At 74.7% G+C, this 26504-nt stretch carries 28 protein-coding genes; 17 read left to right on the forward strand and 11 right to left on the reverse strand.

The genetic code is table 11. The annotated features are described in order from the left end of the window. On the forward strand, window positions 1-1428 hold the full coding sequence (locus EDD28_RS12650) for a tryptophan-rich sensory protein (protein WP_123740160.1): 1428 nt from the start codon (window positions 1-3) through the stop codon (window positions 1426-1428). A gap of 39 nt (window positions 1429-1467) precedes the next feature. Here the strand turns inward: EDD28_RS12650 and EDD28_RS12655 are convergent, their stop codons facing one another. Together EDD28_RS12655 and EDD28_RS12660 are read right to left on the reverse strand one after the other, a co-directional pair. Then, the gene (locus EDD28_RS12655) at window positions 1468-2799 is read right to left on the reverse strand and encodes a cryptochrome/photolyase family protein (RefSeq protein ID WP_123740161.1); all 1332 of its coding nucleotides are present in this window, start codon (window positions 2797-2799) and stop codon (window positions 1468-1470) included. Further along, window positions 2796-4025: a cytochrome P450 gene (locus tag EDD28_RS12660; protein ID WP_123740162.1), complete on the reverse strand. Its 1230-nt coding sequence runs from the start codon at window positions 4023-4025 to the stop codon at window positions 2796-2798. Before EDD28_RS12660 ends, EDD28_RS12655 begins: the two co-directional genes overlap by 4 nt. Before the next feature lie 150 nt (window positions 4026-4175). On the opposite strand from EDD28_RS12660, the gene EDD28_RS12665 reads away from it, so the two are divergent. Genes EDD28_RS12665 through EDD28_RS12680 form a run of 4 tightly spaced genes read left to right on the forward strand, consistent with a single transcriptional unit; the run spans window position 4176 to window position 7222 of the window. Further along, on the forward strand, window positions 4176-4586 hold the full coding sequence (locus EDD28_RS12665; RefSeq protein WP_245968074.1) for a lycopene cyclase domain-containing protein: 411 nt from the start codon (window positions 4176-4178) through the stop codon (window positions 4584-4586). Then, on the forward strand, window positions 4579-4893 hold the full coding sequence (locus EDD28_RS12670; protein ID WP_123740164.1) for a lycopene cyclase domain-containing protein: 315 nt from the start codon (window positions 4579-4581) through the stop codon (window positions 4891-4893). The genes EDD28_RS12665 and EDD28_RS12670 overlap by 8 nt, the downstream gene beginning before the upstream one ends. Beyond that, complete coding sequence (locus EDD28_RS12675) at window positions 4890-5654, forward strand: class I SAM-dependent methyltransferase (RefSeq protein ID WP_123740165.1); 765 nt, start codon at window positions 4890-4892, stop codon at window positions 5652-5654. The genes EDD28_RS12670 and EDD28_RS12675 overlap by 4 nt, the downstream gene beginning before the upstream one ends. Further along, complete coding sequence (locus tag EDD28_RS12680) at window positions 5651-7222, forward strand: FAD-dependent oxidoreductase (protein ID WP_123740166.1); 1572 nt, start codon at window positions 5651-5653, stop codon at window positions 7220-7222. The genes EDD28_RS12675 and EDD28_RS12680 overlap by 4 nt, the downstream gene beginning before the upstream one ends. Here EDD28_RS12680 and EDD28_RS12685 read toward each other — a convergent pair. Beyond that, window positions 7219-7833 carry a MarR family winged helix-turn-helix transcriptional regulator gene (locus EDD28_RS12685; protein WP_123740167.1) on the reverse strand — a complete coding sequence of 205 codons (615 nt, stop codon included), beginning with the start codon at window positions 7831-7833 and terminating at the stop codon, window positions 7219-7221. The genes EDD28_RS12680 and EDD28_RS12685 overlap by 4 nt on opposite strands. Before the next feature lie 128 nt (window positions 7834-7961). On the opposite strand from EDD28_RS12685, the gene EDD28_RS12690 reads away from it, so the two are divergent. From EDD28_RS12690 to crtI, 3 genes are read left to right on the forward strand one after another with little or no spacing between them, the layout of a single operon-like run. Beyond that, on the forward strand, window positions 7962-9065 hold the full coding sequence (locus EDD28_RS12690; RefSeq protein ID WP_123740168.1) for a polyprenyl synthetase family protein: 1104 nt from the start codon (window positions 7962-7964) through the stop codon (window positions 9063-9065). Then, window positions 9062-9946, forward strand: a complete 885-nt coding sequence (locus tag EDD28_RS12695) for a phytoene/squalene synthase family protein (RefSeq protein ID WP_123740169.1) — start codon at window positions 9062-9064, stop codon at window positions 9944-9946. The genes EDD28_RS12690 and EDD28_RS12695 overlap by 4 nt, the downstream gene beginning before the upstream one ends. After that, the gene (gene crtI / locus EDD28_RS12700; protein ID WP_123740170.1) at window positions 9943-11535 is read left to right on the forward strand and encodes a phytoene desaturase family protein; all 1593 of its coding nucleotides are present in this window, start codon (window positions 9943-9945) and stop codon (window positions 11533-11535) included. The genes EDD28_RS12695 and crtI overlap by 4 nt, the downstream gene beginning before the upstream one ends. Before the next feature lie 12 nt (window positions 11536-11547). Here the strand turns inward: crtI and EDD28_RS12705 are convergent, their stop codons facing one another. Continuing rightward, window positions 11548-12570, reverse strand: coding sequence for an Atu2307/SP_0267 family LLM class monooxygenase (locus EDD28_RS12705; protein WP_123740171.1), 1023 nt, complete (start codon window positions 12568-12570; stop codon window positions 11548-11550). Between the two features lie 56 nt (window positions 12571-12626). After that, window positions 12627-13760, reverse strand: a complete 1134-nt coding sequence (locus EDD28_RS12710) for an NAD(P)/FAD-dependent oxidoreductase (protein WP_123740172.1) — start codon at window positions 13758-13760, stop codon at window positions 12627-12629. 136 nt (window positions 13761-13896) lie between these two features. On the opposite strand from EDD28_RS12710, the gene EDD28_RS17965 reads away from it, so the two are divergent. Then, a complete protein-coding gene (locus EDD28_RS17965; protein ID WP_123740173.1) occupies window positions 13897-15690 on the forward strand; it encodes a helix-turn-helix transcriptional regulator in 1794 nt (597 codons plus the stop codon). Here the strand turns inward: EDD28_RS17965 and EDD28_RS12720 are convergent. From EDD28_RS12720 to EDD28_RS17745, 3 genes are all read right to left on the reverse strand, one after another. Continuing rightward, on the reverse strand, window positions 15674-16255 hold the full coding sequence (locus EDD28_RS12720; RefSeq protein WP_123740174.1) for a hypothetical protein: 582 nt from the start codon (window positions 16253-16255) through the stop codon (window positions 15674-15676). The two genes, EDD28_RS17965 and EDD28_RS12720, sit on opposite strands and share 17 nt — an antisense overlap. Before the next feature lie 110 nt (window positions 16256-16365). Continuing rightward, window positions 16366-17091 (reverse strand): 2'-5' RNA ligase family protein, encoded by a 726-nt coding sequence (locus EDD28_RS12725; protein WP_245968075.1) that lies wholly within the window; start codon window positions 17089-17091, stop codon window positions 16366-16368. A 58-nt stretch (window positions 17092-17149) separates the two neighbouring features. Then, window positions 17150-18139, reverse strand: coding sequence for a DinB family protein (locus tag EDD28_RS17745; RefSeq protein WP_123740175.1), 990 nt, complete (start codon window positions 18137-18139; stop codon window positions 17150-17152). A 59-nt stretch (window positions 18140-18198) separates the two neighbouring features. Here EDD28_RS17745 and EDD28_RS17485 point away from each other — a divergent pair, with 59 nt between their 5' ends. The 6 genes from EDD28_RS17485 (at window position 18199) to EDD28_RS12755 (ending at window position 22884) form a co-directional block, all read left to right on the forward strand. Further along, window positions 18199-18336, forward strand: a complete 138-nt coding sequence (locus EDD28_RS17485; RefSeq protein WP_170169488.1) for a hypothetical protein — start codon at window positions 18199-18201, stop codon at window positions 18334-18336. Continuing rightward, the gene (locus EDD28_RS12735) at window positions 18330-19031 is read left to right on the forward strand and encodes a GyrI-like domain-containing protein (protein WP_123740894.1); all 702 of its coding nucleotides are present in this window, start codon (window positions 18330-18332) and stop codon (window positions 19029-19031) included. The genes EDD28_RS17485 and EDD28_RS12735 overlap by 7 nt, the downstream gene beginning before the upstream one ends. Window positions 19032-19093: 62 nt before the next feature. After that, window positions 19094-19459, forward strand: a complete 366-nt coding sequence (locus EDD28_RS12740; RefSeq protein WP_123740176.1) for a VOC family protein — start codon at window positions 19094-19096, stop codon at window positions 19457-19459. Window positions 19460-19539: 80 nt separating this feature from the next. After that, window positions 19540-21468, forward strand: a complete 1929-nt coding sequence (locus tag EDD28_RS17970) for an HNH endonuclease signature motif containing protein (protein WP_123740177.1) — start codon at window positions 19540-19542, stop codon at window positions 21466-21468. Further along, complete coding sequence (locus EDD28_RS17975; protein WP_123740178.1) at window positions 21465-22148, forward strand: CueP family metal-binding protein; 684 nt, start codon at window positions 21465-21467, stop codon at window positions 22146-22148. Before EDD28_RS17970 ends, EDD28_RS17975 begins: the two co-directional genes overlap by 4 nt. Before the next feature lie 34 nt (window positions 22149-22182). Continuing rightward, a complete protein-coding gene (locus EDD28_RS12755) occupies window positions 22183-22884 on the forward strand; it encodes an aspartate/glutamate racemase family protein (RefSeq protein WP_123740179.1) in 702 nt (233 codons plus the stop codon). Here EDD28_RS12755 and EDD28_RS12760 read toward each other — a convergent pair. After that, complete coding sequence (locus EDD28_RS12760; protein ID WP_123740180.1) at window positions 22873-23238, reverse strand: DUF2200 domain-containing protein; 366 nt, start codon at window positions 23236-23238, stop codon at window positions 22873-22875. The two genes, EDD28_RS12755 and EDD28_RS12760, sit on opposite strands and share 12 nt — an antisense overlap. A 67-nt stretch (window positions 23239-23305) precedes the next feature. Here EDD28_RS12760 and EDD28_RS12765 point away from each other — a divergent pair, with 67 nt between their 5' ends. Then, complete coding sequence (locus tag EDD28_RS12765; RefSeq protein WP_123740181.1) at window positions 23306-23752, forward strand: YdeI/OmpD-associated family protein; 447 nt, start codon at window positions 23306-23308, stop codon at window positions 23750-23752. Here the strand turns inward: EDD28_RS12765 and EDD28_RS12770 are convergent. Both EDD28_RS12770 and EDD28_RS12775 read right to left on the reverse strand, forming a co-directional pair. Further along, window positions 23739-24239 carry a methylated-DNA--[protein]-cysteine S-methyltransferase gene (locus EDD28_RS12770; protein ID WP_123740182.1) on the reverse strand — a complete coding sequence of 167 codons (501 nt, stop codon included), beginning with the start codon at window positions 24237-24239 and terminating at the stop codon, window positions 23739-23741. The genes EDD28_RS12765 and EDD28_RS12770 overlap by 14 nt on opposite strands. Next, entirely contained in the window at window positions 24236-25870 is a 1635-nt protein-coding gene (locus EDD28_RS12775; RefSeq protein WP_123740183.1) for a DNA-3-methyladenine glycosylase 2 family protein, read from the reverse strand. Before EDD28_RS12775 ends, EDD28_RS12770 begins: the two co-directional genes overlap by 4 nt. A gap of 407 nt (window positions 25871-26277) precedes the next feature. Between EDD28_RS12775 and EDD28_RS12780 the strand changes: the two genes are divergently transcribed. Beyond that, complete coding sequence (locus EDD28_RS12780) at window positions 26278-26502, forward strand: lactococcin 972 family bacteriocin (RefSeq protein ID WP_170169489.1); 225 nt, start codon at window positions 26278-26280, stop codon at window positions 26500-26502. Window positions 26503-26504: the final 2 nt, after the last annotated feature.

The following is a 26504-nucleotide window of genomic DNA, read 5'->3' on the forward strand; positions in this document are numbered from 1 at the left end:
ATGACCGACCACCAGCCCCAGCCGACGGCGCGCCGCGACCGTCCAACGCTCGTCACCGGCGCCTCCGGCTACATCGGCGGCCTGCTCGTCCCCGAGCTGCTGGCGCGCGGGCACCGCGTCCGGGTGCTCGCCCGCTCGCCGGAGCGTCTGCGGCACCACGACTGGGCGGACGACGTCGAGATCGTCCGAGGTGACGCCACGGACCCGGGCGACCTGCGCCGGGCGCTGGACGGCGTCGGCGTCGCCTACTACCTGCTGCACTCGATGGACGGCGGCGGGGACTTCGTCGCGCGCGATCGCGCGCTCGCCTCGCGGTTCGCCGAGGCCGCCGCCGAGGCGGGGATCGCGCGGGTCGTCTACCTCTCCGGTCTGCACCCGAGCGGCGAGGAGCTCTCGGAGCACCTCGCCTCACGCGTCGAGGTGGGCCAGATCCTTCTCGACTCGCCGGTCCCGGCGGCGGTCCTCCAGGCCGGCATCGTGCTCGGCGCCGGGTCCGCCTCCTTCGACATGCTCCGCCACCTCACCGAGCGCCTGCCCGCCATGATCGCGCCCCGGTGGCTGGAGAGCCGGATCCAGCCGATCGCCGCCGACGAGGTCATCCACTACCTCGCGGGCGCCGCCGACCTGCCGCCCGACGTCAACCGCACCCTCGACATCGCCGGACCTGACGTCCTGACGTACCGCGAGATGATCGAGCGCTACGCCAGGATCGCGGGGCTCGGTCGCCGGTTCGTCCAGGTCGTGCCCGTGCTCACCCCGCGCCTCGCGAGCCACTGGGTCGGCCTCGTCACACCCGTGGCCGCCGGCGTGGCCAAGCCGCTCGTCGGGAGCCTCGTCCACGACGCCGTGGCCGACGAGCAGGACGTCCTCGACCTCATCGGCCCGCCGCCCGGCGGCCGTGCGGGGTATGACGACGCCCTGCGGACGGCGCTCGCCGACGTCGATCCGGGACGGTGGCGGCGGACGTTCGCGGCGGTGTCCGGGGCAACGGCGGTGTGCGCCGCCGCGGGCAGCCTGCTCACCGACCCCGATTCCGCCTGGTACCGCAGCGTCGAGAAGCCGCCGTGGCAACCGCCGCGCTGGGCGTTCCCCGTGGCGTGGACCTCGCTGTACGCCGGCACCGCCGTCGCCGCGTCCGCCACCATCGCGGACCTTCGGGAGGAGGGCGAGGACGAGGACGCGCGGGCCTTCCAGGTCGCGCTCGCCGTCAACCTCGCGCTCAACGCGGCCTGGACGGCGGTGTTCTTCCGCCTGCGCTCCCCGCGGCTCGCCACCGTGGTCGCCGCGGCGCTGGCGATCAGCGCGGGCGATCTGGCCCGCCGGGCCGCGCCGACCGGGACGGTGCGCGCCGTCGTGCTCGGCGCCTACGCGGGGTGGTGCACCTTCGCCACGGCGCTCAGCCTGTCCATCGCGCGCCGCAACCGCTAGGACCACCGGCGCCCACCGGCCGCGCGCCGACCTCCCCGGTCAGCGCGCGGACAGCGCGGCGTAGGCCGCGAGCGCCCGCTCGCGCGTCGCCCGCAGGTCGACGATCTCGGGCCGCGCCTCGCTGTCCGGTGCCCAGCGCCGGGCGTAGGCGCCGTCGGGGTCGAACTTCTTCGCCTGGGTGAGCGGGTTGAAGATCCGGAAGTACGGGGCGGCGTCCGCGCCGCAGCCCGCGACCCACTGCCAGTTGAACGGGTTGCTCGCCGCGTCCGCGTCGACCAGCGTGTCCCAGAACCAGGACTCGCCGACGCGCCAGTCCACGAGCAGGTTCTTCACCAGGAAGGACGCCGTCACCATCCGCACGCGGTTGTGCATGGACCCGGTCCGCCACAGCTCGCGCATCCCGGCGTCGACGAGGGGGAACCCCGTCTCCCCGCGCTGCCACGCCCCGACCTCCGCGGGGTCGGGACGCTCCCAGGCGAACGCGTCGAAGCGCGGGTCGAGCCCGCGGCGGTGCAGGTCGGGGTGGTGGAACAGCGTGTGCCAGGCGAACTCGCGCCAGCCCAGCTCGCCGAGGAAGACGCCGACGTCGGCGCCGCTGCGCAGGGCCCGGTGCCACACGGTCCTCGGGCTGATCTCGCCCCAGCGCAGGTGGGGGGACAGCGACGACGTCGCCCCGGACGCCGGCACGTCGCGCCGGCTGGCGTACTCGTCGGCGTCGAGGCGCAGGAAGTCCGCCAGCCGCTCGTCGGCGGACGCCTCACCCGGCTCCCACCGCTCGCGCAGCCCGGCGGCCCAGTCCGGCGCGCTGGGCAGGAGCCCCCACTCCGTCAGCTCCTCGCCGTCGGGCTGCCGCGGCGCCGGCGACCACCGGGCCGGCTCCGGCAGCGGCTCGGCGGGTGCCGGGCGCTCCTGGCACGCCCGCCAGAACGCCGAGTAGACGCGATACGCCCCGCCCGCCCGCGTCGTCACCGTCCACGGCTCGTGGAGCAGTCCGCCGGGGAAGGACCGGGCATCGACACCCGCCGCCCGCAGCGACTCCTTCAGCCCGGCGTCGATCTCGCGCTCCGCGCCGTAGCGCCGGTTCCACGTCACGGCGCTCGCCCCGGACTCCGCCGCCACGCCGGGGACGACCTCGGCCGCCGCGCCGCGTCGCAGCACGAGCGGCACCCCGCGCGAGGCCAGCGCGTCGCGCAGCGCCGCGAGCGAGTGGTGGAGCCACCAGCGCGCAGCACCGCCGAGCGGCCGGACCCCGGGCGAGACCTCGTCGAGCACGTAGAGCGCCACGATCCCCTCGGGGTCCTCGCAGGCCGCCGTGAGCGCCGGGTGGTCGGCCAGGCGGAGGTCGTCGCGGAACCAGACGAGCGTCGTCACGGGGTCGGCTCCCCGCCCCCGGGGGACCGCCGGCGGAGCCGGATCCGGAAGTCACGCAGCGTGTAGCCGGCGACGAGGTCGTCCCAGCCGAGGGTCGGGCGGCGCACGACGACCGGGTCCTGCGCCAGCAGGCGGGTCAGCAGCACCTCGGTCTCCATGATGGCGAGCGGCTGGCCCGGGCACCGGTGGGCGCCGTCGCCGAAGCTCATGCCGGCCGCGTGGACACCGCGCGGGGTGTGCCGCACGGGGCAGAGCGACATCGGGTCGTCCCCGAACGCCTCGGCGTCGGTGTTCGTGTCGCGGACGCGCAGGTCCACCAGGTCGCCGGGGGAGAGCTGCCACTCCTGGTCGCCGTCGCGGATGGTGAACGCCTCGCTCACCCGCCGGTACAGGTGCCCGACGACGGGCTCGAGCCGGATGAGCTCCTCGAGGATCGCGAACCGGGCCGCCTCGTCGCCGGCCTGGTACTCCGCCCGCAGCCCGGGGTTCTCGAGCAGGTGCCACAGCGCCATCGCGATGAACTCGCGCGTCGTCACCATGCCCGCCGTCCCGTAGGTGAGGCACTCGACGAGGATGTCGCGATCGGTGTAGCCCTCGTCGAGGAGGTGGCTTACGACGTCGTCGGCCCGCCGGCGACGCCGGGTGCGGATCGCCGGGCGGACGTCGGCGAGGTAGAACCCGACGACGGGCCCGAGGCCGTTCCAGGCGGCGAGGGCCCACTGGCCTCGGGAGCGTCCGAGGTCCGGTTTCTCGATGTCGAAGGGCGGCTGGCGGAAGAACGCGACGAGCCGGCGGGCCATCCTCTCCGGCGGCGCGTGCGTGAGGCCGACCACCCGCCCGGTGACCTCGACCGAGTAGAGCAGCGCGAGCTCGTCGACCGGCGCACCGCCGGCGGCCAGGGCGCGCGCGACGAGCCGATCGGCGCACTCCACCATGTGCGGGCGGTAGCGCTCGGCGACGACGGCGGGGGAGAAGAAACGACCGACCTTGCGCCGCTGCTCGTCGTGGAGCCGACCGTCGGAGATGAGGATCGGATGGTGCTCCAGGTAGCCGGTGGGGATGAACTCCGCCGTGAAGCCCGCCTGCGTCGTCGCGCCCCGCGCCTGGAGCACCTGACGCGCCGCGGCGTAGGAGCGGATCCGCCACCCGCTCGGCCGACGCTCGACGCGTGGCCCCCCTGGCGCGTCGTCCGGCGCGACGGCTCGCCGCTCGCTCGCCCGTGCCATGCGACCTCCTCCGCGGTTCGGGTTCCTCCCCCCTACCCTCCCACTGTGCGGGACGACGAGGCGTGCCCGGCCGCGATGGTCCCGGTTCCACCGGCGACGCGGCTCGATGCGCGTGTAGGGTCGCAGGCACACGAGACGAGAGGTGCGCCCGTGGACTCCTGGCAGTACGTGATCCTCCTCGGTGCCTGTCTCGTGCTGACCCTCCCCCTGGAGCTGGTGCTCGGGGCGCGGGTCTACCGCTCGCCCCGCCGGCTGGTCCTGGCGATGATCCCCATGCTCGTCGTGTTCCTCACCTGGGACGTCGTGGGGATCGTGCGCGAGCACTGGTGGTACTCGGAGCGCTACGTCTCGGGCCTGCGGATCGGGCCGATGCCGCTGGAGGAGCTGCTGTTCTTCCTCGTCATCCCCGTCTGCGGCCTGCTCACCTACGAGGCCGTCGGTCGGGTCGTGACGCTGGTCCGGGAGCCGGGCCGCCTCGCCTTCCGATGGCCGGACGGGCTCGTGCGCGTCGCGCCGGCCGGGGACGAGACGACGAAGGGCACGGTCGAGCTGCATGGGTGAGTACACCCTCCTGACGCTCCTGGGCATCGTCGCCGTCGTGGCCCTGGAGCTGCTGTGGGCGCGCACGGGCATCTTCCGCTCCGGCCGCTACTGGGCCTCGATCGGCATCATGGTGTTCTTCCAGGTCTGGGTCGACGGCTGGCTCACGAAGCTGTCGGCGCCGATCGTCCTCTACGCGCCGGACGAGATCTCCGGCCTCCGCTTCCCCTGGGACATCCCCGTGGAGGACTTCGGCTTCGGGTTCGTCATGCTCACCCTGACGATCATCTGCTGGATCCGCCTGGCCCCGGACCGGGAGGCGCCGTGAGCGACCTGGCCGCGGCGTTCGACCGGGGCGCCGCCAACTACGACCTCCTCGTCTCGCTCAACCCGGGCTATCACCGCCACCTGGGTTCCGCCGCGACCGTGCTGGTCCGACGCGCGCTCGCCCGGCGAACGGGCGCGAGGCTGCTCGACCTCGCGTGCGGGTCGGGCGCTTCGACGCGCGCGCTGGTGGACGCCGTCGCCGCCGATCGGCCACCCGGCAGGACTTCCGCCAGGACCCCCGCCGAGGCTCCCGTCGCGATCCTCGGCGTCGACCTGTCCGACGGCATGCTGGAGCAGGCGCGGCGCAAGACGTGGCCCGCCGGTGTCGAGTTCCGTCGCGGCCGGGTCGGCGACCTCGACCTCGACTCCCTCGGCGAGGGCGCGTGGGACGGGGTGCTGGCCTGCTACCTGTTCCGCAACGTGCCGCCCGACGAGCGCGACGCCGCCCTCCGCGAGGTCGCCCGGCTGCTGGCGCCCGGCGGCTGGCTCGTCGTCCAGGAGTACTCGGTCGCCGGGAGCCCCGTCGCTCGGCTCGTCTGGGACCTGGTGAGCTGGGCGATCATCATCCCGCTCGGAGTCGTCGTCGACCGCAACCCCGGCCTGTACCGCTATCTCTGGCGGAGCGTGCGAGGGTTCGACTCGACCGGCGCGTTCGCGCGACGTCTCGCGGCGGCGGGCTTCGAGGACGTCCGCCACCGGACCGTCCCCGGCTGGCAGCGCGGCATCCTGCACACCTTCGTCGCCCGGCGGGCCGCCCGATGACCGGGCTCGCCCGCGGCGGCCGCGCCGACCGCCGGGACCTGCCCGGCCGGGACCCGCGCGCCGTCCGGCACCCCGCGCGGCCGGGTCGCTACCGGGTGACGGGGGCGCGTCGCGTCGTGGTCGTCGGCGGCGGGATCGCCGGCATCGCCGCGGCCACCGTGCTGGCGGAGCGCGGCGTCGAGGTGACCCTGGTCGAGGCCGACCCTCGGCTCGGCGGACGCGTCGCGGCGTGGCCGCTGGACAACGGCCGCACCATGAGCCGCGGGTTCCACGCCTTCTTCCGGCAGTACTACAACCTGCGCTCGCTCCTGCGCCGGGTCGACCCCGACCTCGCGCGGCTGGTCGCCGTCGAGGACTACCCGCTCCAGCGGCCGGACGGGCTGCGCGACTCGTTCGCCGGCATCCCGCGCACCCCGCCGTTCAGCATCCTCGGCTTCGTCGCGGCCAGCCCGACGTTCACCGCTCGCTCGCTCCTGCGCGTGAACGTCCCCGCCGCCCTGGAGCTCCTGCGCGTCTCCTTCCCCGAGACCTACTCGACCTACGACGGGGAGTCGGCCGCGGACTTCCTCGAGCGTCTCCGGTTCCCCGCGGCGGCGCGCGACCTCGCGCTGGAGGTCTTCGCCCGCTCGTTCTTCGCCGACCCCTCGGAGTTCGCGGCGGGCGAGCTGGTCGCGATGTTCCACACCTACTTCCTCGGCTCGGGGGAGGGGCTCCTCTTCGACGTCCCGGACGACGACTACGACACGGCCCTGTGGGCCCCGCTGGCCGGCTACCTCGACGACCTGGGCGTCCGGGTCCTGACGTCGACGCGGGCCGCCGCCGTCGAGGTCACGGAGCCCGGCGCGCGCGTCGGGACCGATGCCGGCGCGCTCGACGCCGACGCCGTCGTCCTGGCGACGGATCCTCGGTCCGCGCGGGGTCTCGTCGCGGCGACGGACCTGGCGCCGACCTGGCGGGAGGAGGTCGCGGCCACCAGGAACTCGCCCCCCTTCGTCGTCGTGCGGCTGTGGCTCGACGGCGAGATGGACGGCGACCGGCCGCCCTTCGTCGGAACGAGCGGCTACGGTCCCCTCGACAACGTGTCGGTGCTGGAGCGCTTCGAGGCCGGGGCCGCGGCGTGGTCGGCGCGCGCCGGGGGCTCCGTCGTCGAGCTGCACGCCTACGCGTGCCGGCCGAGCGTGGTCGACGACGAGGACGAGCTCGCCCGGCTCGTGGGCGACCTCGAGACCGAGCTGCACCGGCTCTACCCGGAGACAGCCGGTCTCGCGGTCCGCGCGCGCGAGGTGCTGGTCCGCGACGACTGCGCGCTCATCGGGCCGACGGGGTGGGATCGGCGCCCGGGCGTGCGCACGCCGTCGTCGCGGCTGGTGCTCGCGGGGGACTGGGTGCGCTGCGACTACCCGGTGGCCCTCATGGAGCGGGCGGCGACGACGGGGTACCTCGCGGCCAACGCGCTGCTCGAGGGCTGGGGCGTGCAGGGGCAGGACGTGTGGACGGTCCCGATGACGGGACTGCTGCGACGGCCGGGGGGATCGGCACCGGAGGGGCGGCGATCCCGACGACGCTAGTCCGCCCGGGGCGAGGAGTGTTCGCCCGCGTCCGACTCCCCAGACGTCCCCTGAGCCCACGGGACGTCGGTGAGGGAGAGGGACCTGGTCGCGTCCTCGAGGAAGCGGATCACGACCTCGCGCTCGTCGTGCGTCAGCCGTGCCGCGGCGCCGAACCGCCGGGCCTGCTGACGTCCGACCGTGGCCATGGCCGCCCGGTGCGTCTCCGGCGTGATCCGGACCAGGAGGGCGCGCCGGTCCGACGGGTGGGTCTCGCGCCGGATGTGCCCGGCGCGCTCCAGCCGGTCGAGCAGCTTCGTCGTCGAGGCGGTCGAGATCCCCAGGTGCTGCGCGATGGCGCCCGGCGTGGGGAGCGATCCCCGGTTCTGGGACGCGATGAGGAAGTGCAGCGCGCGCATGTCCGTGCGGTTGAGCTTCATGTACCGGGTCGAGGCCTCGCTCAGGCGCTCCTCGGCCTCGCGCATCCCGGCGATCGCAGACATCAGCCGGGTGATCTGCGCGACGTCTTCGGGCGTCATCCCCGTGCGATCGACGAGCAACCCGGTCGGGTCCGTCACGTCGACGTCGTACAGCGAGCGCCGGGTGAGCGCCTCCTTCGCCGACCTCGACATGGGCCAAGGGTAGCAGTATGGCTAGTATGCTCCCATTCTAGTTACTAGCCGGGCTAACGAAAGGCTGAGCCGATGACGCACCTGTCTCCCGACCCACCCGGTCGGGCTCACCGGACGGTCGTGCGCTCATGAGCGCCGCGACGGAGCTCGCGCGGACGGACGGGTCGCACGAGATCACGGCGCGCCTCGCGAGGTTCTTCGACGAGCGCACCGTGCAGGCGGCCGCGTACGGAAGCGCGTTCGAGCGGCTCTGGCGTCTCGCCGGCGAGGCGGCGACCGGTGGGAAGCTCGTGCGTCCGCTCCTGCTCCTCGACGTCTACGACGCGCTGGCGTCGCCGCGGCCGGGCAGCGGGATCGCGGACCGGGAGACGGCGCTCGACGTCGCCGCCGCCGTCGAGCTGCTCCACTTCTCCTTCCTCCTGCACGACGACGTGATCGACCAGGACACCGTCCGCCGGGGCCGGCCGAACCTCATCGGCGCGCTGATGGACCAGGCGCGCGAGTCCGGCTCGGCGTCCGACGCGCTCGCCGGAACGGTGCACTGGGCGCGGACGGGCGCGATCCTCATGGGCGACCTGCTGCTGGCCGCGTGCCACCGGGAGATCGCGCGCGCCGACGTCCCGCGGACGCGACGCGTGGAGCTCCTCGACCTGCTGGACCGCACGGTGTCGGAGTCCGTCGCCGGCGAGCTGATCGACGTCGGGCTGAGCCACGGGCTCGTCCCGCCGCGGCTCGCGACCGTCCTCGGGATGACGACGCACAAGACCGCGACGTACACGTTCGAGCTGCCGCTGCGCGCCGGCGCGATCCTCGCCGGGGCCGACGGCGCGACGCAGGACGTCCTGGGCGCCGTCGGACGCCACCTCGGTCTCGGCTTCCAGCTCCAGGACGACCTGCTCTCCACGTTCGGCGACCCGGCTCGCCACGGCAAGGGGCGCTACTCCGACCTGCGGGAGGGGAAACAGACAGCGCTCGTGGCCATGGCCCGGACGACGACCTCCTGGCCGGGGATCGAGCCGAGGCTCGGCCGGCCCGGCCTGACCGACCGGGACGCCGAGTGGCTGGCCGGCGAGCTGGAGGCGTGCGGGGCGCGGACGGCGGTCGAGGGGCTGGTGCGCCGGGAGCTCACGGCCGCCGTCGACCTCGTCGACGACCCGGCGAACGGGCTGACCGGGTCGCTGCGCGCGGTGCTGCACGAGCTGACCCGCACGCTCCGGGGCAGGTCGGCATGACCTCGCCGCTCGACCGTTTCAGCCGGGTCGCGGCGCGCGCGGCGAACGAGGTCATCGTCGGCTACTCGACGTCCTTCGGCACCGCGACGCGCCTGCTCGGCCCGCGGCACCGTCAGCACGTCCGCAACGTCTACGCGCTCGTGCGGGTCGCGGACGAGCTGGTCGACGGTGTGGCGGGCGAGGCGGGGCTGTCGCCGGCGGATCAGGCCGCTGCCCTCGACCGGCTCCTCGCCGAGACCCACCGGGCGGTCGCCACCGGCTACAGCCCCGACGTCGTCGTCCACGCCTTCGCCCGCACCGCCCGCGCGGCCGGGATCGGGGCGGACCTCATCGATCCCTTCTTCGACTCGATGCGCACCGACCTCGAGCGCAGCCGCGAGGCGGGGATCGCGTCCTTCGACGCGCAGGACCACGCCGCCTACGTCTACGGGTCCGCCGCGGTGGTCGGGCTCATGTGCCTGCGGGTGTTCGTGCGCCGCGAGAGGCTCGGGCCCGAGCGGCTCGCCCGGCTGGAGCACGGTGCGCGGCAGCTCGGCCGCGCCTTCCAGAACGTGAACTTCCTGCGCGACCTGGCCGACGACACGGGACGTCTGCGCCGCGGCTACCTCGGCGGTGCGACGCGCCTGTCCCGGGGCGAGCGCGACGCGTGGGTCGAGGAGATCCGGGGCCAGATCGCGGAGGCCGAGGCCGTGCTCCACCTCCTGCCGCGCGACGCTCGCGCCGCCGTGCGCAGCGCCACGTGGCTGTTCGCGGAGCTGACCGATCGGATCGCGCGGGTCGACCCGGCCGAGCTGTCCCGACGCCGGGTCCGCGTCCCCGACGCGCGCAAGGCCCTCATCGTCGCGCGGGCGCTCGCCCGGACGGCGCGGGAGCCCCGATGACCCGGACCATCGTCATCGGTGCCGGGGTGGCCGGCCTCGCGACGGCTGCCCTGCTCGCGCGCGAGGGGCACGAGGTCCGCGTGCTGGAACGCGGCGAGGACGTCGGCGGCCGGGCCGGCACCCTGGAGCGCGACGGCTTCCGCTTCGACACCGGGCCCTCGTGGTACCTCATGCCGACGGTCTACGAGCACTTCTTCCGCCTGCTGGGGACGAGCAGCGAGGAGCAGCTGCGGCTGCGGCGGCTCGATCCCGCGTACGCCGTCTTCCGCGAGCCGGAGCCCGGGGGCGAGCCGGAGCCGCCCTTCGTCGTGCCGCTCGGCGCCGACCGGGTCCGGGCGGCGTTCGAGGCGCGCGAGCCCGGCGCCGGCCGCCGCCTGGCCGCCTATCTCGACTCGGCCGAGCGCGCCTCGGTCATGGCGGAGCGCTACTTCCTCTACAACCCCTACACCCGGCTCTCCTCGCTGCTGCGTCCCGAGGTGCTGCGGTCGCTGCCGAGCATCGCCGGGCTGCTGACGCGGTCGCTCGAGAGCTTCGTGGCGCGCCGGTTCCGCGACCCCCTCCTGCGCCAGGTCCTCGGCTACCCGGCCGTCTTCCTCGCCGCCACCCCCGCCTCGGCGCCGGCCATGTACCACCTCATGAGCTCCCTCGACCTGGCGGACGGGGTGCACTACCCGGAGGGGGGCTTCTGGGAGGTGATGAACCGGCTCGCCGCCCTGGCGACGGGGCAGGGGGCGCGGATCGAGACGGGCGCGCTGGTCGAGCGGATCGTGGTCACCGGCCGCGGTCGGGGGCGGCGCGCCGGCGGCGTCGTGTGGCGCGACCGGGAGGGCAACCGGCACCGCGAGGAGGCCGACGTCGTCGTGTCCGCCGCCGACCTCCACCACACCGAGACCCGCCTGCTCGGGCCGCGCGACCGCACGTACCCCGAGCGCTGGTGGCGCCGTCGGACGAGCGGCCCCGGCGCCGTCCTCGTCCTGCTCGGCGTGCGGGGCCGGCTGCCCGAGCTGCCCCACCACTCCCTCTTCTTCACCCGGGACTGGGCGCGGAACTTCGGCGCGATCTTCGGCCGCCGCCCGCACGTGCCCGACCCGGCGTCGATCTACGTGTGCAAGCCGAGCCAGACCGACGCCGGCGTCGCCCCGGTCGGCCAGGAGAACCTCTTCGTGCTCGTCCCCGTCCCCGCCGATCCCGCCCTCGGCCACGGCGGGGCCGACGGCGGCGGCTCCGCCGTCGTCGAGGAGGTGGCCGACCGCGTCATCGAGCAGATCGCGGGCTGGGCCGGCATCCCGGACCTGGCCGAGCGCGTGGTGGTGCGCGAGACCATCGGCCCGGCCGACTTCGTCCGCGACTTCGACTCCTGGCGGGGCGGCATGCTGGGCCCGGCGCACGTCCTGAGCCAGAGCGCGATGTTCCGGGCGCAGAACGCGTCGCGCCGGGTGCGGAACCTGTACTACGCGGGAGCCACCACGGCGCCGGGCGTCGGCGTCCCGATGTGCCTCATCAGCGCCGAGCTCGTGCTCAAGCGCATCCGCGGCGACCACGGCGCCGGTCCGACGCGGCCGCTGGGGGACGACGGGACCGCCGGCTGACGCCGCCGCGGGCTAGGCGAGCAGGTCCTTGACCATCGGCACGACCCGCTCGCCGTAGAGCTCGATCGAGCGGAGCTGGTGGGCGTGCGTGACGGGCTGGTCGTACTTGAGGTCGAACCGGTCGACGGGCAGGGTCCGCAGCGTCCGGGCGATCTTGGCCGCCACGGTCTCCGGCGAGCCGACGTACAGCGCGCCCTCGTCGATCTCGCGCTCGAAGTCGCCCGGGCTGGGCGGCGGCCAGCCGCGCTCGCGGCCCATCCGCCGACGCATGGCCAGCCACCCGTCGAACAGCAGCTCGCGGGCCTCGTCGTCGGTCCGCGTGACCAGTCCGGGGGAGTGGATCGCGACGCGCTGCCGCGGCACGCCGAGCTGGTCCTGCGCGCGCTCGAACAGGTCGAGGAACGGCGCGAACCGGTCGGCCGGCCCGCCGATGATCGCGAGGAACAGCCCGAACCCGTGGCGGGCGGTGCGCACCACCGACTCGGGGCTGCCGCCGACGCCGACCCAGACCGGCAGGCCGTTCGCCGTCGTCGGGAACACGCGCTGGTCGGTGAGGCCGGCGCGGGTCGTCCCGGTCCAGGTGACCGGCTCCTCCTTCACCAGCGCCGCGAGCAACTCGAGCTTCTCCTCGAACAGGACCTCGTAGTCGCCGAGGTCGTAGCCGAACAGCGGGAAGGACTCGATGAACGAGCCGCGTCCGGCGACGATCTCCGCCCGCCCCCCGGACAGCGCGTCGAGGGTGGCGAACCGCTCGTACACGCGGACGGGGTCGTCGGAGCTGAGGACCGTCACCGCTGACCCGAGCCGGAGCCGCTCGGTGCGCGCGGCGATCGCGGCGAGCACCATCTCGGGCGAGGACACGGCGAAGTCCGGCCGGTGGTGCTCGCCGACGCCGAAGAAGTCCAGCCCGAGCTGGTCGGCGACCACGCCGTCCTCGACGAGGTCACGGATCACCTCGGGGTGCGACAGCTGCTGGCCGGCGTCGTTCGTCGTCACGCCGCCGAAGGTGTCGAGGCCGAACTCGATTGTGCTCATGGCGACACAACCCCGCGCACGGTCCCGGGCATTCCCCGGCCGGTCGGCCCGGCCGACTAGCGCGTCGTGCCGAGGCTCGCCCGGATCACCCCGGACGCGTCCCAGTCGTTCGCCTGCATGGCCGCGACGACGTGGCCGTCCGCCACCCAGAACGCCCGGAACGCGCCGACCCCGCCGTCGGGCGTCACGGTCGCGTCGCCCTCGATGTCGACGCGGTCGTACCCACCCGGCCCGACGCTGCCGACGTACTCCATCCCGAGGTCGTACTGGTCGGTGAAGAAGTACGGCATCCGGTCGTAGGTCGTCTCCTCGCCGACGAGGGTGCACGCCGCGACCTTCGCCTGCTCGATGGCGTCCTCCCAGTGCTCCACCCGGATCCGCCGCCCGAGCCGGTCGTGCAGGTGGTTCGCGATGTCGCCGACCGCGAGGATCGCCGGGTCGCTCGTGCGCAGCGCCTCGTCCACCAGGACGCCGTTCCCGACGGCGAGCCTCGCGTCCCGCGCGAGATCGATCGTCGGCTCCGCCCCGATCCCGACGACGACGAGGTCGGCCCGGCGCAGGTCGTCGGCCGTCACCGAGGTCCCGAGCCGCAGGTCGACACCGTGCGCCCGGTGCAGGTCCGCGAACACGCGGGCGACCTCGGGCCCGAGCACGCCGAGCAGCGGCAGCTCCGACCGCTCGTAGACCGTGACCTCGCAGCCCGCGTGTCGCGCGGCCGCCGCCACCTCGAGCCCGATCCAGCCCGCCCCGACGATCGCGACGCGGGTGCCGTCGACGAACGCCGCCTCGAGCCGCTCGCTGTCCTCGATCGTGCGCAGGTACGCGACGGGGACGCCCGCGGAGTCCGCCTCCGGGAAGCGCCGCGGCGTCGCGCCGGTCGCCAGCAGGAGCCGGTCGTAGCGCTCGGCGCCGTCCGCGGTGACGACCCGGTGCTCGGTCCGGTCGATCGACGTGACGGCGGTGTCGAGCCGCAGGGCGACGTCGTGCTCGTCGTACCACGCGCGGTCGTGGAGGAACACGGCGTCGAGCGGCTTCGTGCCGAGGAGGACGTCCTTGGACAGCGGCGGCCGCTCGTAGGGCAGGTGCGGTTCCCGGCCGTAGAGCGTGATGGCGCCGTCGTACCCCAGCCTGCGCAGCTCGGTGACGGCGGTGCCGCCGGCCAGTCCGGCTCCCACGACGACGATGGACATGACGCCTCCTCGCGACGACCGGCGCCCGTCGTGTCGGGCACCCGACCTTCCTCACCCTAGCCCCGCGCCCGCCGCGGATCCGGACGTGGAGACATGGACTGCCGAGGGACCGGGGCGTCCTGTTAGCGTCACCCCCATGAGCCTCGAACCGGTGCTCGCGGAGTGTCTCGGACTCGCGGTCCGGGGGCGGGTCCGGGCGGCGCTCCGGCTCGCCGAGCAGGCCGCGCCGACGGCGGATCGCGCGCCGTCGACGGCGCCCGTCGACGGCGCCGTCAGCGGCCCCGACGATGCTGGCTCGACCCGTCTCATGGCGCGGCTGGCGGCGGTCCGAGCCTCGGCGCACTTCGTCGCGGCCGACTACGACGCGGCGGCCGAGCAGGGGGAGCGCGCGCTGCAGCTCAGCCGGCTGCCGGGGGCCGACGACCCCCTGACGCGGACCGTCGCGGTCTCGGCGCGGCTGCTCGCCAGCGCGGGGACGCTCTGGGCCGGCGCGGACCCGGACGCCGACGACCGGCTCGCGGCCGAGCTCCTCGAGCTCGCCCCCTGGGTGGCCGCCCGTCCGCTCGACACCCGCCGCTACGCGGGGCTCATGCTGATCGAGGCGCTGTTCCAGAACGGCCGCGTCCCGGAGGCCGAGCGGTGCCTGCGCCAGGTCCTGCCCGAGGACGCGGCGCTCGACGGTGCCTCCCGTCCCGCCGGCGCTCCCACCGACGACGCCGGCCCGCGGATCCCCTCGATCCCGCTGCTCCCGGTCCGCGTCCTGTTCTACGCGGGTCGGACGGGGGAGGCCGAGGAGGCCGTCACGCTCGCCCTGACGCGGCCCGAGCTGCGCGAGGACCCGCTCTGGTCCCGGGTGGGGATCGCCCTGCTCGCCCTGTGCGCAGCGGCACGGGGCGAGCGGGCTCGCGCGCGGGCGCTGGCCCACCGGGTCAGCGCGGCCTTCCCGCGTCCCCGCGGCTACCTCGACTCGGCGGCGCGGTCGTTCGCCGGGCATGCGCTCGCCATCGTCGGCGACCTCGCGGGGGCGGCCCATGAGCTGCGCGCCGGCGGGGGAGCCCGGCTGCAGCGGTTCATCATCGTGGACCGGGCGCTCGCCATCGAGGTCCTCGTGCGCGAGGCGCTCGGTCGCGATGACCGTCGCGCAGCGGCCGGCTGGGCCCGTCTGCTGCTGGACCTCGAGGGTCACCCCGTCGTGACCGAGGTCGCGCTGCGGGTGTACGCGCACCTCGACCTGGCCGACGGCGAGCCCGAGTCGGCCCTGCGCCGCTCCGAGGCGGCGGCCGCCCGCGCCCGCGTCACGGGCATCCTGCGGCACGCCGCTGAGGCCGACCTGCTGCGCAGCCGCACCCTCGTCGCGCTCGGCCGCCGGGCCGAGGCGACGAGGGGACTTCAGGAGGCGGTGGCCTCGGCCGGCTCCCGCGGGGACGAGAGCGGCCGGCGGGACGCCGCGAGGCAGCTCCGCGCGCTCGGGCGCCGCAGCGTCCCGCCGCGCGGGAGCGGCTGGGACGGGTTGACCCCGCGCGAGCGGGAGGTGGCCGTGCTCGTCGCGCAGGGGCTGGACAACCGGACGATCGGCGACGCCGTGTTCCTGTCCCCGCGCAGCGTCGGGGCCATGGTGCCGCGCATCCTCACGGCGTTCGACGCGCCGCGACGGGCCGCGCTCGCTCCCGCGCTCGCCTCCGTCGTCGGCGACGCCGGCCTCCCGGGTCCGGTGCCAGCCCTCACCCCGCGGCAGCGGGAGGTGGTCGACCTGGTCGCGCGCGGCCGGACCAACGTCGAGATCGGCGCGGCCCTCGGCATCAGTCCGCGGACGGTCGAGCGGCACGTCTCCGCCGCCATGGCGGCCAGCGGCGCCCGCTCGCGGACGGCCCTCGCCCGGCTCGCGGCGAGCGGCGTCACCGACGCGGACGTCGTCAGCCGACCGGCATGAGCCGGATGAGGACGTTGGGCAACCCGGCACCGCCCGTGGCGTAGGCGTAGGTCGCCGTGTGCGTGGCTCCCGTGGCGGACGCGGTCCACTCGTCGTTGCCGAGGTCGGTCGGTCCCTCGGTGGTCAGCCCGGCCGCGGCCATGTCGGCGATGATCCCCTTGGCCTGGTCCGAGTCGACCCCGTCGACCTCGATCGAGTACCCGCCGCCCATCGGCAGGACGAGCACGATCGCGCCGTCGGGGACGAGGATGTCGGCGGGCCAGTCGGCCGGCAGGTCCTCGCCGGCCGGCAGCTCCGTCCCCTCGTCCGACGTCCCGTCCGTCGACTCGTCCGTCGGCTCGCCGTCCTGCTCGCCGGACGCCGCCCCGTCGTCCGGCGCGGTCTCCTGCGTCGTCCCGTCGGTGGCCTCGCCCGCGGTCGAGGCGTCCGTGGCCTGGCCCGTCCCGTCGTCCGTCTCGCCGCACGCGGCCAGCCCCAGCAGCAGCGGCACCGCGAGCACCGCGGCGAGCAGCGCGCGGTGCTCGCTCCTCCTCGTGGCCGCCCCGGTCCTCCCTCGACCCCACATGTGCGTTCCTCTCTCGCGTCCCGCCCTCGCGGTTCCCGCGCCGAGTGTGGCACCGGGCGCGCTCGCACCGCATGGGTGGTTCGACGCACCCGGGCGGTCGGCGGGACGGGCTAGATCGGCCAGTACGTCGCCATCGAGGAGAAGTGGCAGACGTACAGCCACGACGGGTCGAGGATCAGCTCGTGTCCTGCGACGCGGCCCGTCAGGCGGTCGAGCGTCGCCCGGAGCACGTCCGGGTCGATCGGCTCGTCGGAGTCGGGGCGGTAGTAGGCGAGCGTGACGTGGGGCGTGAACGACGGCGCCCGGACGAGGTCGTCGAACAGTGCCCGGCCCGCGACGAGGCGGGCGTGGTCGTCCGGTGTCGCCGGCAGCAGCCCGACCACCACGCTGGCGTTGAGCAGGTTGAACACCGTCGTCGCGCGCATCCGGACCGGTCCCAGCCCGCAGGCCGTCGCCAGCCGCGTCGCGGCGCGCGGACCGTCGAGGAAGATCCGCGACGCGACCTCCGCCAGGTCGGCCGAGGCGTGCAGGTCGTGCAGCGTGACGTGGAGCGAGTCAGCTGGCAGGGGAGCGGCGAGACCCGGTCCGTGGACGGCCCGCAGCTCGGCGGCGACGTCCGCCAGGAGGCGTTCGTCGTCGTCCTCGAGGAAGTACGCCACCGTGCTGCCGAAGAACGGTCGCAGCTCGCCCGTCCCGGGCGCGACCTTGTCGCGCAGCGCCTCGGGCAGCCCGAGCACCGGCTCGCGCGGGACGGAGTCGACCTGGAACGCGGCGACGCGCGCCGTCATCTCCGCGAGGCTCTCCGTCGCGGTGGGACGCCGCGGCTCCATCGTCATGGCCGCCACGATAGGGGCGCGACCACGAGCTGGTGCGGTGCCACGTCGGCGCCCGTCGTCAGGCGCCCGTCCACCGTTCGGCCGCCTCGGCCAGGAGCCGCGCGGTGTCGCGGTGGCTGAGGTAGTCGGCCCACCCGGCCGGCGGCATGCCGAACGTCGCCTCGACCGTCGTCGGGTCGGCGCCGAGCGCGAGCAGCTCGCGGACGACCGAGATCTCCCCGGCCGCGGCCGCGTAGTGGAGCGCCGTCGCGCCCGCGTCGGTGGAGCCCGCGACCGGGAAGCCGCGCGAGACCAGCGCCCGGACGGCGTCCCAGCGGTGCAGCGCCGCGACGTCGGCGAGCAGGCTCGGCTCGTCCCAGCTCAGGTCGTGGGCGGCGCCGGGTGCGTCGAGCAGGTGCTCGACGTCGACCGCCCGCCCGGCGAGCGCCGCGCGAACCGCGGGGTGCCGTGCCACCTCGGCCCGGTAGAGGTCGCGCAGCAGGCAGATCTCGGCGCCGTGCGCCATCGTCTCCCGGTTGAGGTGCTGGACGAGCGCCGCCATCGAGTCGTCGGCGAACGGCCCGCCCCGGGGACCGAGCGGCCGGAGCAGCTCCTCGTCGTCGAGCCCGGCGACGCCGGAGCGCCAGAGGGTGTAGCCCTCCTCCAGCAGGGCGAGCCCGCCCGCCGCCGTGAGGGGCAGCGGCTCCGGCCAGTGCCGGTCGTCGTACATGTCGGGGTCGTCGACCCCGACGTCTGCCCCGTCCGCGGGCGGGGGGAAGCCCGCACCCTCCCCGAAGAACGCCCGCGCCCGCTTGCCGAGCACGTCGCGGCCGACGTGGGCGAGGCGCCACGCGATCGTCGTGACCGGCGGGACGGGTGGCTCCGGGACGACGGACTCGATCCGCACGACGCCGTCCTCCCCGGTGCGCAGCGACCACGCGCCAGCGACGGGCTCCCACAGGTACTCCTCGTCCGAGAGACCCTGGAGGCGCGGCCACAGGTGTGCCTGCCAGTAGAAGTCGAGCTGGTCGAGGAGCAGGTCACGCCACGTCGTCGTCGGGTCGCCCATCGCGCCATTGTCCGGGTGAGGGGAGCGGCGCGCCAGCCCCGGGCACCTACGCTGGCGCGATGAGGACCGACCCGGTGCCGCTGGCGCTCGCGAGCCGCGGGGCCGCCCCGGCGGTCCGCGGCGGCGTCGTGCTCGGGACGCGGCGTCGCGAGGGCAGTGGACGGGTCGTCGAGTGGGTCGAGGGGACGGGATCGTGAGGGCGCAGGCAGCGGTGAAGGTCCGGCTCACGGACCTCGACTCCTACGGCGCGCGGCGCGGCGCGTTCCGTGAGGTCGAGGTCCCGCGGCTGGCCTATCTCATGGTCGACGGGCACGGCGACCCGAACACCTCCGCGGCGTACGCCGACGCGCTGGCCGCGCTGTACCCGGTCGCCTACTCGCTCAAGTTCGCGAGCAAGGTCGAGCTCGGTCGCGACTACGTCGTGCCGCCGCTGGAGGGGCTGTGGTGGGCGGAGGACCTCGCGTGGTTCACCAGCGCGCGGGACAAGTCGCGGTGGGACTGGACGATGATGCTGCTCGTCCCGGACTGGCTCCCCCCGGAGATGGTCGAGGCCGCGGTCGCGCGCGTGGCGGCGAAGGACGCGCGAGCCGTGCCGGCGAGACTCGCCGACGTCCGGTTCGACTCCCTGACGGAGGGGCTGTGCGTCCAGACGCTGCACGTCGGGACGTACGACGACGAGGCGCCCGTGCTCGCGCGTCTTCACCGCGAGGTGCTGCCGGCGGCCGGCCTCGAGCCGACGGGGGCGCACCACGAGATCTACCTCGGCGACCCGCGACGGACCGCGCCGGAGCGACTGCGCACGATCCTGCGTCAGCCGGTGCGCCGGATCGGAGGCGCCGACGGGCGCGGCGACGGTGGGCGCGGCGGTGGGCGCGGCGGCGCGGTGAGCTGACCGAGCGTGAACGGTCCGGGGTGGCGCACGAGGCCGTCGGACCACGGGTCTACCCTGCGGGGATGACGGTCACGGGCATCGGTGGTCTCTTCTTCCGCAGTCGCGATCCCGAGGCGCGCGCCGCCTGGTATCGAGAGCATCTGGGCATCGACGCCGGTCACGACGCAATCTGGCGGCAGGAGGCCGGGATGACGGTGCTCGCGCCGTTCCCCGCGGAGACGGACTACTTCCCTGCAGATCAGGCGTTCATGCTCAACCTGCGCGTTCGCGGCCTGGCCGAGCTGGTGGAGCGGCTCGAGTCGGCGGGCGTCTCGGTCGAGCAACGGCCGGAGTGGGACACGGAGTACGGCAGGTTCGCCCGGATCCACGACCCCGAGGGACTGCCGCTCGAGCTGTGGGAGCCGGCCGACGGCGGGGTCGACGACTGACGCCTGTCCACAGTCATCCACATATCCACAAATCATCTTGACCCGCTTGAAAAGCGGTCGGACCTGCGTAGGGTCGAGACATGAGTTCGACATCGATCCTCGAGCAGCCGCTCGACCCGTCCCGAGGGGGCGGCGTGCGCCGCACCGTGGCGGAGCTGGCGGCGCTCAGGATCGTCGACGACGACGGTGCGGCGGTCGGACTCGTTCCGCTCGCGCGGGGGCTCGCCGCCGCGGACTCGTGGGAGTCGTGGCGAGGGATGTCGGACGCGGACGTCGTCGACGCCGCGGCGGCGTTCGCGCGGCTGGAGGCGTATGCGGCCTCGGGGCTGCGCCGCGCCGCGGCCGAGCTAGAGACGCGGTCGGACCTGGCCGAGCGGTTCGTCGCGGCGAGCGAACGCCAGCGGGAGGCCGAACAGGGACGCGACGTGATGGTGCCCGCGCGGACGCGGGTGTTCCGCACGACCGAGACGGCCTCCGACGAGCTGATGATGCGGCTCGGGATCTCGCGGCGGGCGGCGAACCGGTTGATCGCGGAGGGGAAGGCGTTCCGCGGTGCGCTCGCACCGGTGGGCGACGCGCTCTCGACCGGGGACCTGGCCGTGCCCAAGGCGACGCGGCTGTTCGACGTCCTCGTGGACGAGCCGCTCGAGGTCTGTCTCGCGGTCGCGGAGGAGATCGTGCCCGTCGCGGCGGGGCTGACGCCGGCCGAGGTGGAGCGTCGGGCGCGGCGGCTGCTGATCGAGGTCGATCCGGCCGCGGCCGTGGAACGCCGGGAGCGCGCCCGCCGCTACCGGAACGTCAGTCAGGTCCAGTCGCTCGCCGACGGCATGGCGCGGCTGACGTTCACCTCGACCCTCGTCGACGTCGCCGCCGTCCACACCGTGTGCGATCTGGCGGCTCGCGCCGCGAGGGCCGGCGGTGACCCGCGGACGCTGGACCAGCTCCGCGCCGACACCCTGACCGACCTCGCCCAGGCCGCGCTGGCGCGCGGTTCCCTCGCGGCTGTGGGTCCGACGGCGGCAGGGGAGCGCGCCGAGGCGCCGATGACCGAGGTGCCGGAGACCGAGGTGCCGGAGACCGATGGGCCGGATGTCAACGCTGGGCGCGACGTTGCCGCTGGGCGCGGCGTCGCTGCTTCATCGGACGTCGGCGCGGCTGCGGCCGGTCGTGCCCGGAGCTTCGCGGCTCGTCCCGCGCGCACGCTGCTGATCCGACGTTCCCTCGTCGAGTCCGTCGACGGCGACGATGCCCTTCCCGCCGGTGCGGCCGATGCCTGGGCGGACGTTCTCTACGGGCTCCACGGGACCGGCGACGAGCCGGCGGTGTCCTCCACCCGGCGTCCCGGGCCCAACCCGACGCCCCGGCCACCCGACGCGGGGCCGGGTGCGCCGCGGCTCCATCCGCCTCATCGGCGCGTCCCTCCGGAGCCGCCGGCGGTTCCGCCGCCGGAGCTGCGCTCGGTACGGCGCCTGGGATGGCACGTGCCGGAGCTCGTGGGTTACGGACCGCTCGATCACGCCACGGCCCGTGCGCTCGCCGCCGATCCGCCGCGGTGGCTGCGCGTCGTGCTCCTCGACTCGCCGAGCTCGAGGACGGGGGAGGCGGCGCCATCGGAGCCGGGCTACCACCCGTCGGCGGCGTTGCGCCGCCTCGTCCACCGGGACCACCCCACCTGCGTGGCCCCGGTGTGCCAGGTGCCGGCCGACACGTGTCAGGACGACCACGTCCTGCCGTACCCGCGAGGTGGGACCGACGTCACCAACCTCCGACCGCTGTGCCTGCGCCACCACGTCCTCAAGACGCACCGTGGCCACACGTACTCGGTCGACCACGCCACCGGTCTCCTCACCTGGACCACGGCGACGGGGCACCGCTACCGACGCACCCCGTCCGGCGACACGCTCCACCTCGGACGGCTCGCCGGGCCTTCCGACCCACGGGCGGCGTCGTTGCCTCACCTAGCGTGGTGGGCAGAACCGCCGCCTCACCCCCAGGGAGTGCCACCGTGACCGCACGCAGCAGCTCGATCGCGCCGGGGTTGCTCGCTCTGGCGGCCGCCCTCGTCCTCGCGGGGTGCACCGGCACCCCCGGTGACCTCCCCGCGGGGACGACGGCCGGCGAGACCACGAGCGCTGACGCCAGCGTCGACCCCACCGCAGACGCACCGGCCGGCGGCGACCTCGACTCGCTCCTGGCCGCCTACGACCTCGATGGCCTGGACGCCCGGCAGGTCATCGAGCGGCTCGACGCGACGGCGCTCGCGGACCGTCCCACCGACCTCATGGCCTCGGTCCGCCCGGACGGACTCGTCCTGGTCGGTTCGTCCGCCGATGCCACCGGCACCCCCGGAACGGTCGAGGCCACGCTGCCGATGCCGGAGGACGAGTTTTACCTCTCGATCGCGCCGTACCTGACGCAGACCCACGACTGCCACCACCACAGCCTCACCACGTGCGTCGGCGAGCTGCGGAACGAGGCGGTCGACGTCACGATCGTCGACGCCGACACGGGCACGGTGCTGGTCGAGGGCCCGGCGGTCACTCACGACAACGGGTTCGTCGGGTTCTGGGTGCCCAGGGGCGTCCGCGTCGAGGTCACGGTCGAGCAGGACGGGCGCTCGGGCACCGAGGTGCTGACCACGGACGCCGTCGACGACCGCACCTGCGTCACCACCCTCCGCCTCGTCTGAACCCGACTCGGCGGCCCGGCGCGATACTGGGGCCATGAGGAAGCTCGGGATGATCGGTGGCACCGGCCCCGAGTCGACCATCGCCTACTACCGCGCCGTCATCGGCGGGGTCCAGGAGGTCGCGGGCGCCGAGCGGCTGCCGGAGCTCGTCATCGAGTCGCTCAGCGTGTTCCGCGTGCTCGAGCTGTGCGCCCGACGGGAGTACGACGAGCTGACCGCCTACCTCGCTGCGGCCGTCGTACGCCTCGCGGGTGCCGGGGCGCAGGTGGGCACGCTGACCGCGCTCACCCCGCACCTCGTGTTCGACCGCCTCCAGGCCGCGTCGCCCATCCCGCTCGTCAGCGCCGTCGAGGCCACCCGTGACGCGGCGCTGGCCCGGGGCGCCCGCCGCCTTGCGCTGCTCGGGACCGAGCCGACGATGACCCAGGACTTCTTCGCGCGACCGCTGCGTGAGGCGGGCCTCGCCGTCGTGACTCCGGCGCTGGACGAGATCGCGTACATCCAGGAGAAGATCGTCCGCGAGCTGGAGCACGGCGTCGTGCTCGACGAGACCCGGGACGGCTTCGCCGCGATCATCCGGCGCCTGCGCGAGGACGCGGGCGCCGAGCACGTCGTCCTCGGCTGCACCGAGCTGCCGCTCCTGCTCGACGACACGACCTCGCCCCTGCCGTGCCTCGACCCGGTCGAGGCGCACACGCGAGCCCTCGTCGAGGCGATCACCGGCTCAGACGGTTGAGCCCCGCAGGATCGACGTCATCTTCTTCCCGCGCGCGACCTCGTCGACGAGCTTGTCCATCCACCGCACCTGCTGCATGAACGGGTCCTCGATCTCCTCGACGCGGTAGCCGCAGATGAGCCCCGTGATGAGCGAGGCGTTCGGGTTCATCGCGGGCGCCTGGGCGAAGAACGTCTCGAGGTCGGTCTCGTCAGCGACGACGCGCTCGAGCCCGGCCTCGTCGTAGCCGGTGAGCCACGTGATGACGGTGTCGACGTCGTCCTTCGAGCGTCCCTTCCGCTCGACCTTCTCCAGGTACAGCGGGTAGATGCTCGCGAACGACATGCGCCGGATGCGCTCCATGTTGTGGGCCATCGCCGGTCCTTCCTCGGGTCGTCTCGGGTCTGCCCCGACGGTAGCGACGGTAGTACGGTGACGCTCCATGAACGCGCTGGAGCTCACGACCGTCCTCGAGCCGCGCGGGCCGGCCGCCGCGATCGTCCTCTCCGACGAGCAGGTCGCCGCCTTCGACGCGGGCCGGGCGTTCCCCGTCACCGTGACGATCGACGGGCGCACGGCCCGGCTGCGTCTGGCGCGGATGGGCGGGGAGAACCTCGTCGGCCTGAGCAGGGCGGCGCGTGCGGATCTCGGCGTCGAGATCGGGCAGGACGTCACCGTCGTGATCGCCCTCGACGAGGCGCCGCGCGAGGTGGAGGTCCCGGCGGAGCTGGCCGCGATCCTCGACGGCGACGCGGGGCTGCGGTCCGCGTGGGACGCGCTCGCGTTCAGTCATCGCCGCGAGCACGCGCGGGCGGTCGCCGAGGCCAAGCGACCCGAGACGCGACAGCGGCGCGTCGACGCCGTGGTCGAGGCACTCAGGCGGCGCTGACGGCCTCGCGCGCCAGGAGGCTGCGCTTCACGTCAAGCCCCCAGGCGAACCCGCCGAGCGCGCCGCCCGTGCGCAGGACGCGGTGGCACGGGACGAACAGCGCCGGCGCGTTCCGCGCGCAGATGGAGGCGGCCGCCCGCACGGCGCTGGGCCGGCCGATCGTTGCCGCCAGCTCGGTGTACGTGAGCGGCCGGCCGGGTGCGATGTCGCGCAGCGCGCGCCAGCCGGTGAGCTGAAGCTCCGTCCCGCTCTGACGGACCGCGACGTCGTCGATCGCCGTGGTCTCGCCCTCGTAGTAGGCGAGGGCCGCCTCGGCCGCGCTCGTCCGTCCGCGCCGGACGTCGAGGTCGCGCCACGCGAGGGGCAGCCGGGCGAGCAGGGCGTCGAGGTCGGCGGTCCAGCCCGACGCGAGCACGGCGCCGTCCTCGTCGGCGAGGAGGCTGAACGGGCCGTCGGGCGTGGTGACGGTCTCGATGACGGTGGTCATGGGGTTGCTCCGGTCTGCGGTGGGACGTGGGGGAGAGGTGGGCCGGGGGTGCCGGGCGTCGGTGCGACGGCCCGCCACAGGTGGGCGGTGAGGTAGCTGCGCCAGGGGGCGGTGCGGGCGGCCCAATCGGTCAGGCCGCGGGCGTCCGACGGGATGCCCGCGACCGCCGCACCGGCGCGGGCGGCGACGTCGCCGGGCAGCAGGACGTCCGGGTCGGCGAGGATCCGCATCCGGACGTAGTCGGCGGTCCACGGACCGATGCCCGGCATGGCGAGCAGCGCGGCGCGCTGCGTGGGGCCGTCGTCGGCGCTGGTGAGCACGAGGTCGCCGGACGCGAGCGCCGCCGCCGCGCCACGGATCGCCGCGATGCGCCGGGCCGGCCCCCGCAGCACCTCGTGACCGCGCTCCGCGATCACCGTCATGGTCGGGAACAGCGTGCTCAGGTGGTGCCACGACTCGCCGGGGTCGGGCAGTCGCTCGCCGAGCCCGGCGGCCAGGGTCCCGAGCATCGACGTGGCCGAGGCCGTGGAGATCTGCTGGCTCACCATCGCGCGGACGAGCATCTCGTGCGGGTCGACGGCGCCGGGGACGCGGATGCCGGGCGTCCGCGCGATCAGGGGGACCAGCTCGGGTTGCCGCGCGAGCGACGCGCCGATCCCGACCGGGTCCGCGTCGAGGTCGAACAGCCGGCGCGCGCGTGTGACGAGCGCACCGAGGTCGGCGAGCGCCGTGAGCCTGGCGCGGAGCCGGAGGTTGCCGAGCGCGTCGAGGTGGAGCTGGAACCAGGCCGGTCCGCCGTCCAGGCGCAGCACGCGGGTGTAGCTCGGCGAGGCCTCGTCGAACGGCGCCGCGACGACGGGCGACGTGTGCTCGACGCCCGGCAGCGTGCGCACGCGCACCCAGTTGAACAGGCCGGGCAGGTCGATCGGCGTGCGGTGGGGGAGCAGGAGGTCGATCTCGCCCGGCGCCGTGGTTGTCTGGTCCGCCCGACCGGCGGGGCCCGCCCCGCCCGTCGCCACGCCCGTCGGCCGGTGCCCCGTGCGGGCCGCCGCACGCGGCGTCCGGCGCTGGCGCCGGAGCTCGGTCGGCGTGAGTCCGAAGACCTCGCGCACGGTGTCGTTGAACTGGCGCAGGCTGGCGAACCCGGCGCCGAACGCGACGTCGGAGACGGGCAGGTCGGTCTCCACGAGCAGCAGGCGGGCCGTCCATGCGCGGTGGGCGCGCGCGAGCGCCAGCGGGCCGGCCCCCAGCTCCGTCGTCAGGACGCGCGTCAGGTGACGGGGGGAGTAGCCGAGCCGTCGCGCGAGGCCGGGCACACCCTCCGCGTCGACGACGCCCTCCGTGATGAGCCGCATCGCGCGACCGGCGGCATCCCCGCGGACGTTCCAGGCCGGCGACCCGGGGGCCGCCTCGGGCAGGCACCTCTTGCACGCGCGGAACCCGGCCTCGTGGGCGGCGGCGCTCGTGGGGTAGAAGGCGACGTTGGCCGGCTTGGGCGTGCGTGCGGGACAGCTCGGGCGGCAGTAGATGCCGGTGCTGAGGACGGCCGTGACGAACTGGCCGTCGAACCGGGCGTCGCGCGTCTCGACGGCTCGGTAGCGCTCGTCGAAGCTCGTGGGGCCGGTGGTCATGTCCCAAGCCTCGCACGCCGCCGGGGTCCGAACTAGCGGGAATCGGACATCGCCGTCCTGGACCGTGACCGGCACCGAAGGTCGGAGGCCCGGCAGTGGGCCGGCGGTCGGTGACGGCGCCCGGGCAGACAAGAGGCCGGCTGACCCGCAGGGGGCGGAGGGCCAGCCGGCCTGGATCGAGAGTACAGCATGTCGGGCCTCGGGTCATCCCGGGGTGACCCCAGGGATGATCCAGGGGTGACGTCAGCGGGCGAGGCGGTCCGTCCAGAAAGAACAGAGTGTGTGCTAGGTTTTTTCTTTGTCGAATCTACGCCAACGACCATGGAGACATCATGCCCGTTCGAAAAACACTCACCTCCCTCGTGATCGGGTCGACCATCGCTCTCGCTATCGTCACCGTTCCAACGGTGGCCACTGCGGAGACGTCCTGGGTCGGCGGTGGCTACTGGGATCGCGGTGCCGACAACAAGGACGTGTGGAGCTTCTACGATCACGCGACCAAGGTCCACAAGGCATCGACGCTCGGCCGCGAGGGGACGAAGAGCAGTGGCTGGATCCAGTCCGGAAAGCGAGCGATCTCGATCCAGCTCGTGAAGCTCTCCGGCAACCGCGCCTACTACGACTTCAAGTAGCC

The organism is Salana multivorans, from assembly GCF_003751805.1.
Taxonomy (GTDB): Bacteria; Actinomycetota; Actinomycetes; order Actinomycetales; family Beutenbergiaceae; genus Salana; species Salana multivorans.

Excerpts from the sequence above, each read along its gene's own strand:
- EDD28_RS12650 (WP_123740160.1), top strand. The coding sequence starts at position 1 with ATGACCGACCACCAGCCCCAGCCGACGGCGCGCCGCGACCGTCCAACG.
- EDD28_RS12660 (WP_123740162.1), bottom strand. The coding sequence starts at position 4,025 with ATGGCACGGGCGAGCGAGCGGCGAGCCGTCGCGCCGGACGACGCGCCA.
- EDD28_RS12670 (WP_123740164.1), top strand. The coding sequence starts at position 4,579 with ATGGGTGAGTACACCCTCCTGACGCTCCTGGGCATCGTCGCCGTCGTG.
- EDD28_RS12680 (WP_123740166.1), top strand. The coding sequence starts at position 5,651 with ATGACCGGGCTCGCCCGCGGCGGCCGCGCCGACCGCCGGGACCTGCCC.
- EDD28_RS12685 (WP_123740167.1), bottom strand. The coding sequence starts at position 7,833 with ATGTCGAGGTCGGCGAAGGAGGCGCTCACCCGGCGCTCGCTGTACGAC.
- EDD28_RS12690 (WP_123740168.1), top strand. The coding sequence starts at position 7,962 with ATGAGCGCCGCGACGGAGCTCGCGCGGACGGACGGGTCGCACGAGATC.
- EDD28_RS12695 (WP_123740169.1), top strand. The coding sequence starts at position 9,062 with ATGACCTCGCCGCTCGACCGTTTCAGCCGGGTCGCGGCGCGCGCGGCG.
- crtI (WP_123740170.1), top strand. The coding sequence starts at position 9,943 with ATGACCCGGACCATCGTCATCGGTGCCGGGGTGGCCGGCCTCGCGACG.
- EDD28_RS12705 (WP_123740171.1), bottom strand. The coding sequence starts at position 12,570 with ATGAGCACAATCGAGTTCGGCCTCGACACCTTCGGCGGCGTGACGACG.
- EDD28_RS12710 (WP_123740172.1), bottom strand. The coding sequence starts at position 13,760 with ATGTCCATCGTCGTCGTGGGAGCCGGACTGGCCGGCGGCACCGCCGTC.
- EDD28_RS17965 (WP_123740173.1), top strand. The coding sequence starts at position 13,897 with ATGAGCCTCGAACCGGTGCTCGCGGAGTGTCTCGGACTCGCGGTCCGG.
- EDD28_RS12720 (WP_123740174.1), bottom strand. The coding sequence starts at position 16,255 with ATGTGGGGTCGAGGGAGGACCGGGGCGGCCACGAGGAGGAGCGAGCAC.
- EDD28_RS12725 (WP_245968075.1), bottom strand. The coding sequence starts at position 17,091 with ATGACGATGGAGCCGCGGCGTCCCACCGCGACGGAGAGCCTCGCGGAG.
- EDD28_RS17745 (WP_123740175.1), bottom strand. The coding sequence starts at position 18,139 with ATGGGCGACCCGACGACGACGTGGCGTGACCTGCTCCTCGACCAGCTC.
- EDD28_RS17485 (WP_170169488.1), top strand. The coding sequence starts at position 18,199 with ATGAGGACCGACCCGGTGCCGCTGGCGCTCGCGAGCCGCGGGGCCGCC.
- EDD28_RS12740 (WP_123740176.1), top strand. The coding sequence starts at position 19,094 with ATGACGGTCACGGGCATCGGTGGTCTCTTCTTCCGCAGTCGCGATCCC.
- EDD28_RS17970 (WP_123740177.1), top strand. The coding sequence starts at position 19,540 with ATGAGTTCGACATCGATCCTCGAGCAGCCGCTCGACCCGTCCCGAGGG.
- EDD28_RS12755 (WP_123740179.1), top strand. The coding sequence starts at position 22,183 with ATGAGGAAGCTCGGGATGATCGGTGGCACCGGCCCCGAGTCGACCATC.
- EDD28_RS12760 (WP_123740180.1), bottom strand. The coding sequence starts at position 23,238 with ATGGCCCACAACATGGAGCGCATCCGGCGCATGTCGTTCGCGAGCATC.
- EDD28_RS12765 (WP_123740181.1), top strand. The coding sequence starts at position 23,306 with ATGAACGCGCTGGAGCTCACGACCGTCCTCGAGCCGCGCGGGCCGGCC.
- EDD28_RS12770 (WP_123740182.1), bottom strand. The coding sequence starts at position 24,239 with ATGACCACCGTCATCGAGACCGTCACCACGCCCGACGGCCCGTTCAGC.
- EDD28_RS12775 (WP_123740183.1), bottom strand. The coding sequence starts at position 25,870 with ATGACCACCGGCCCCACGAGCTTCGACGAGCGCTACCGAGCCGTCGAG.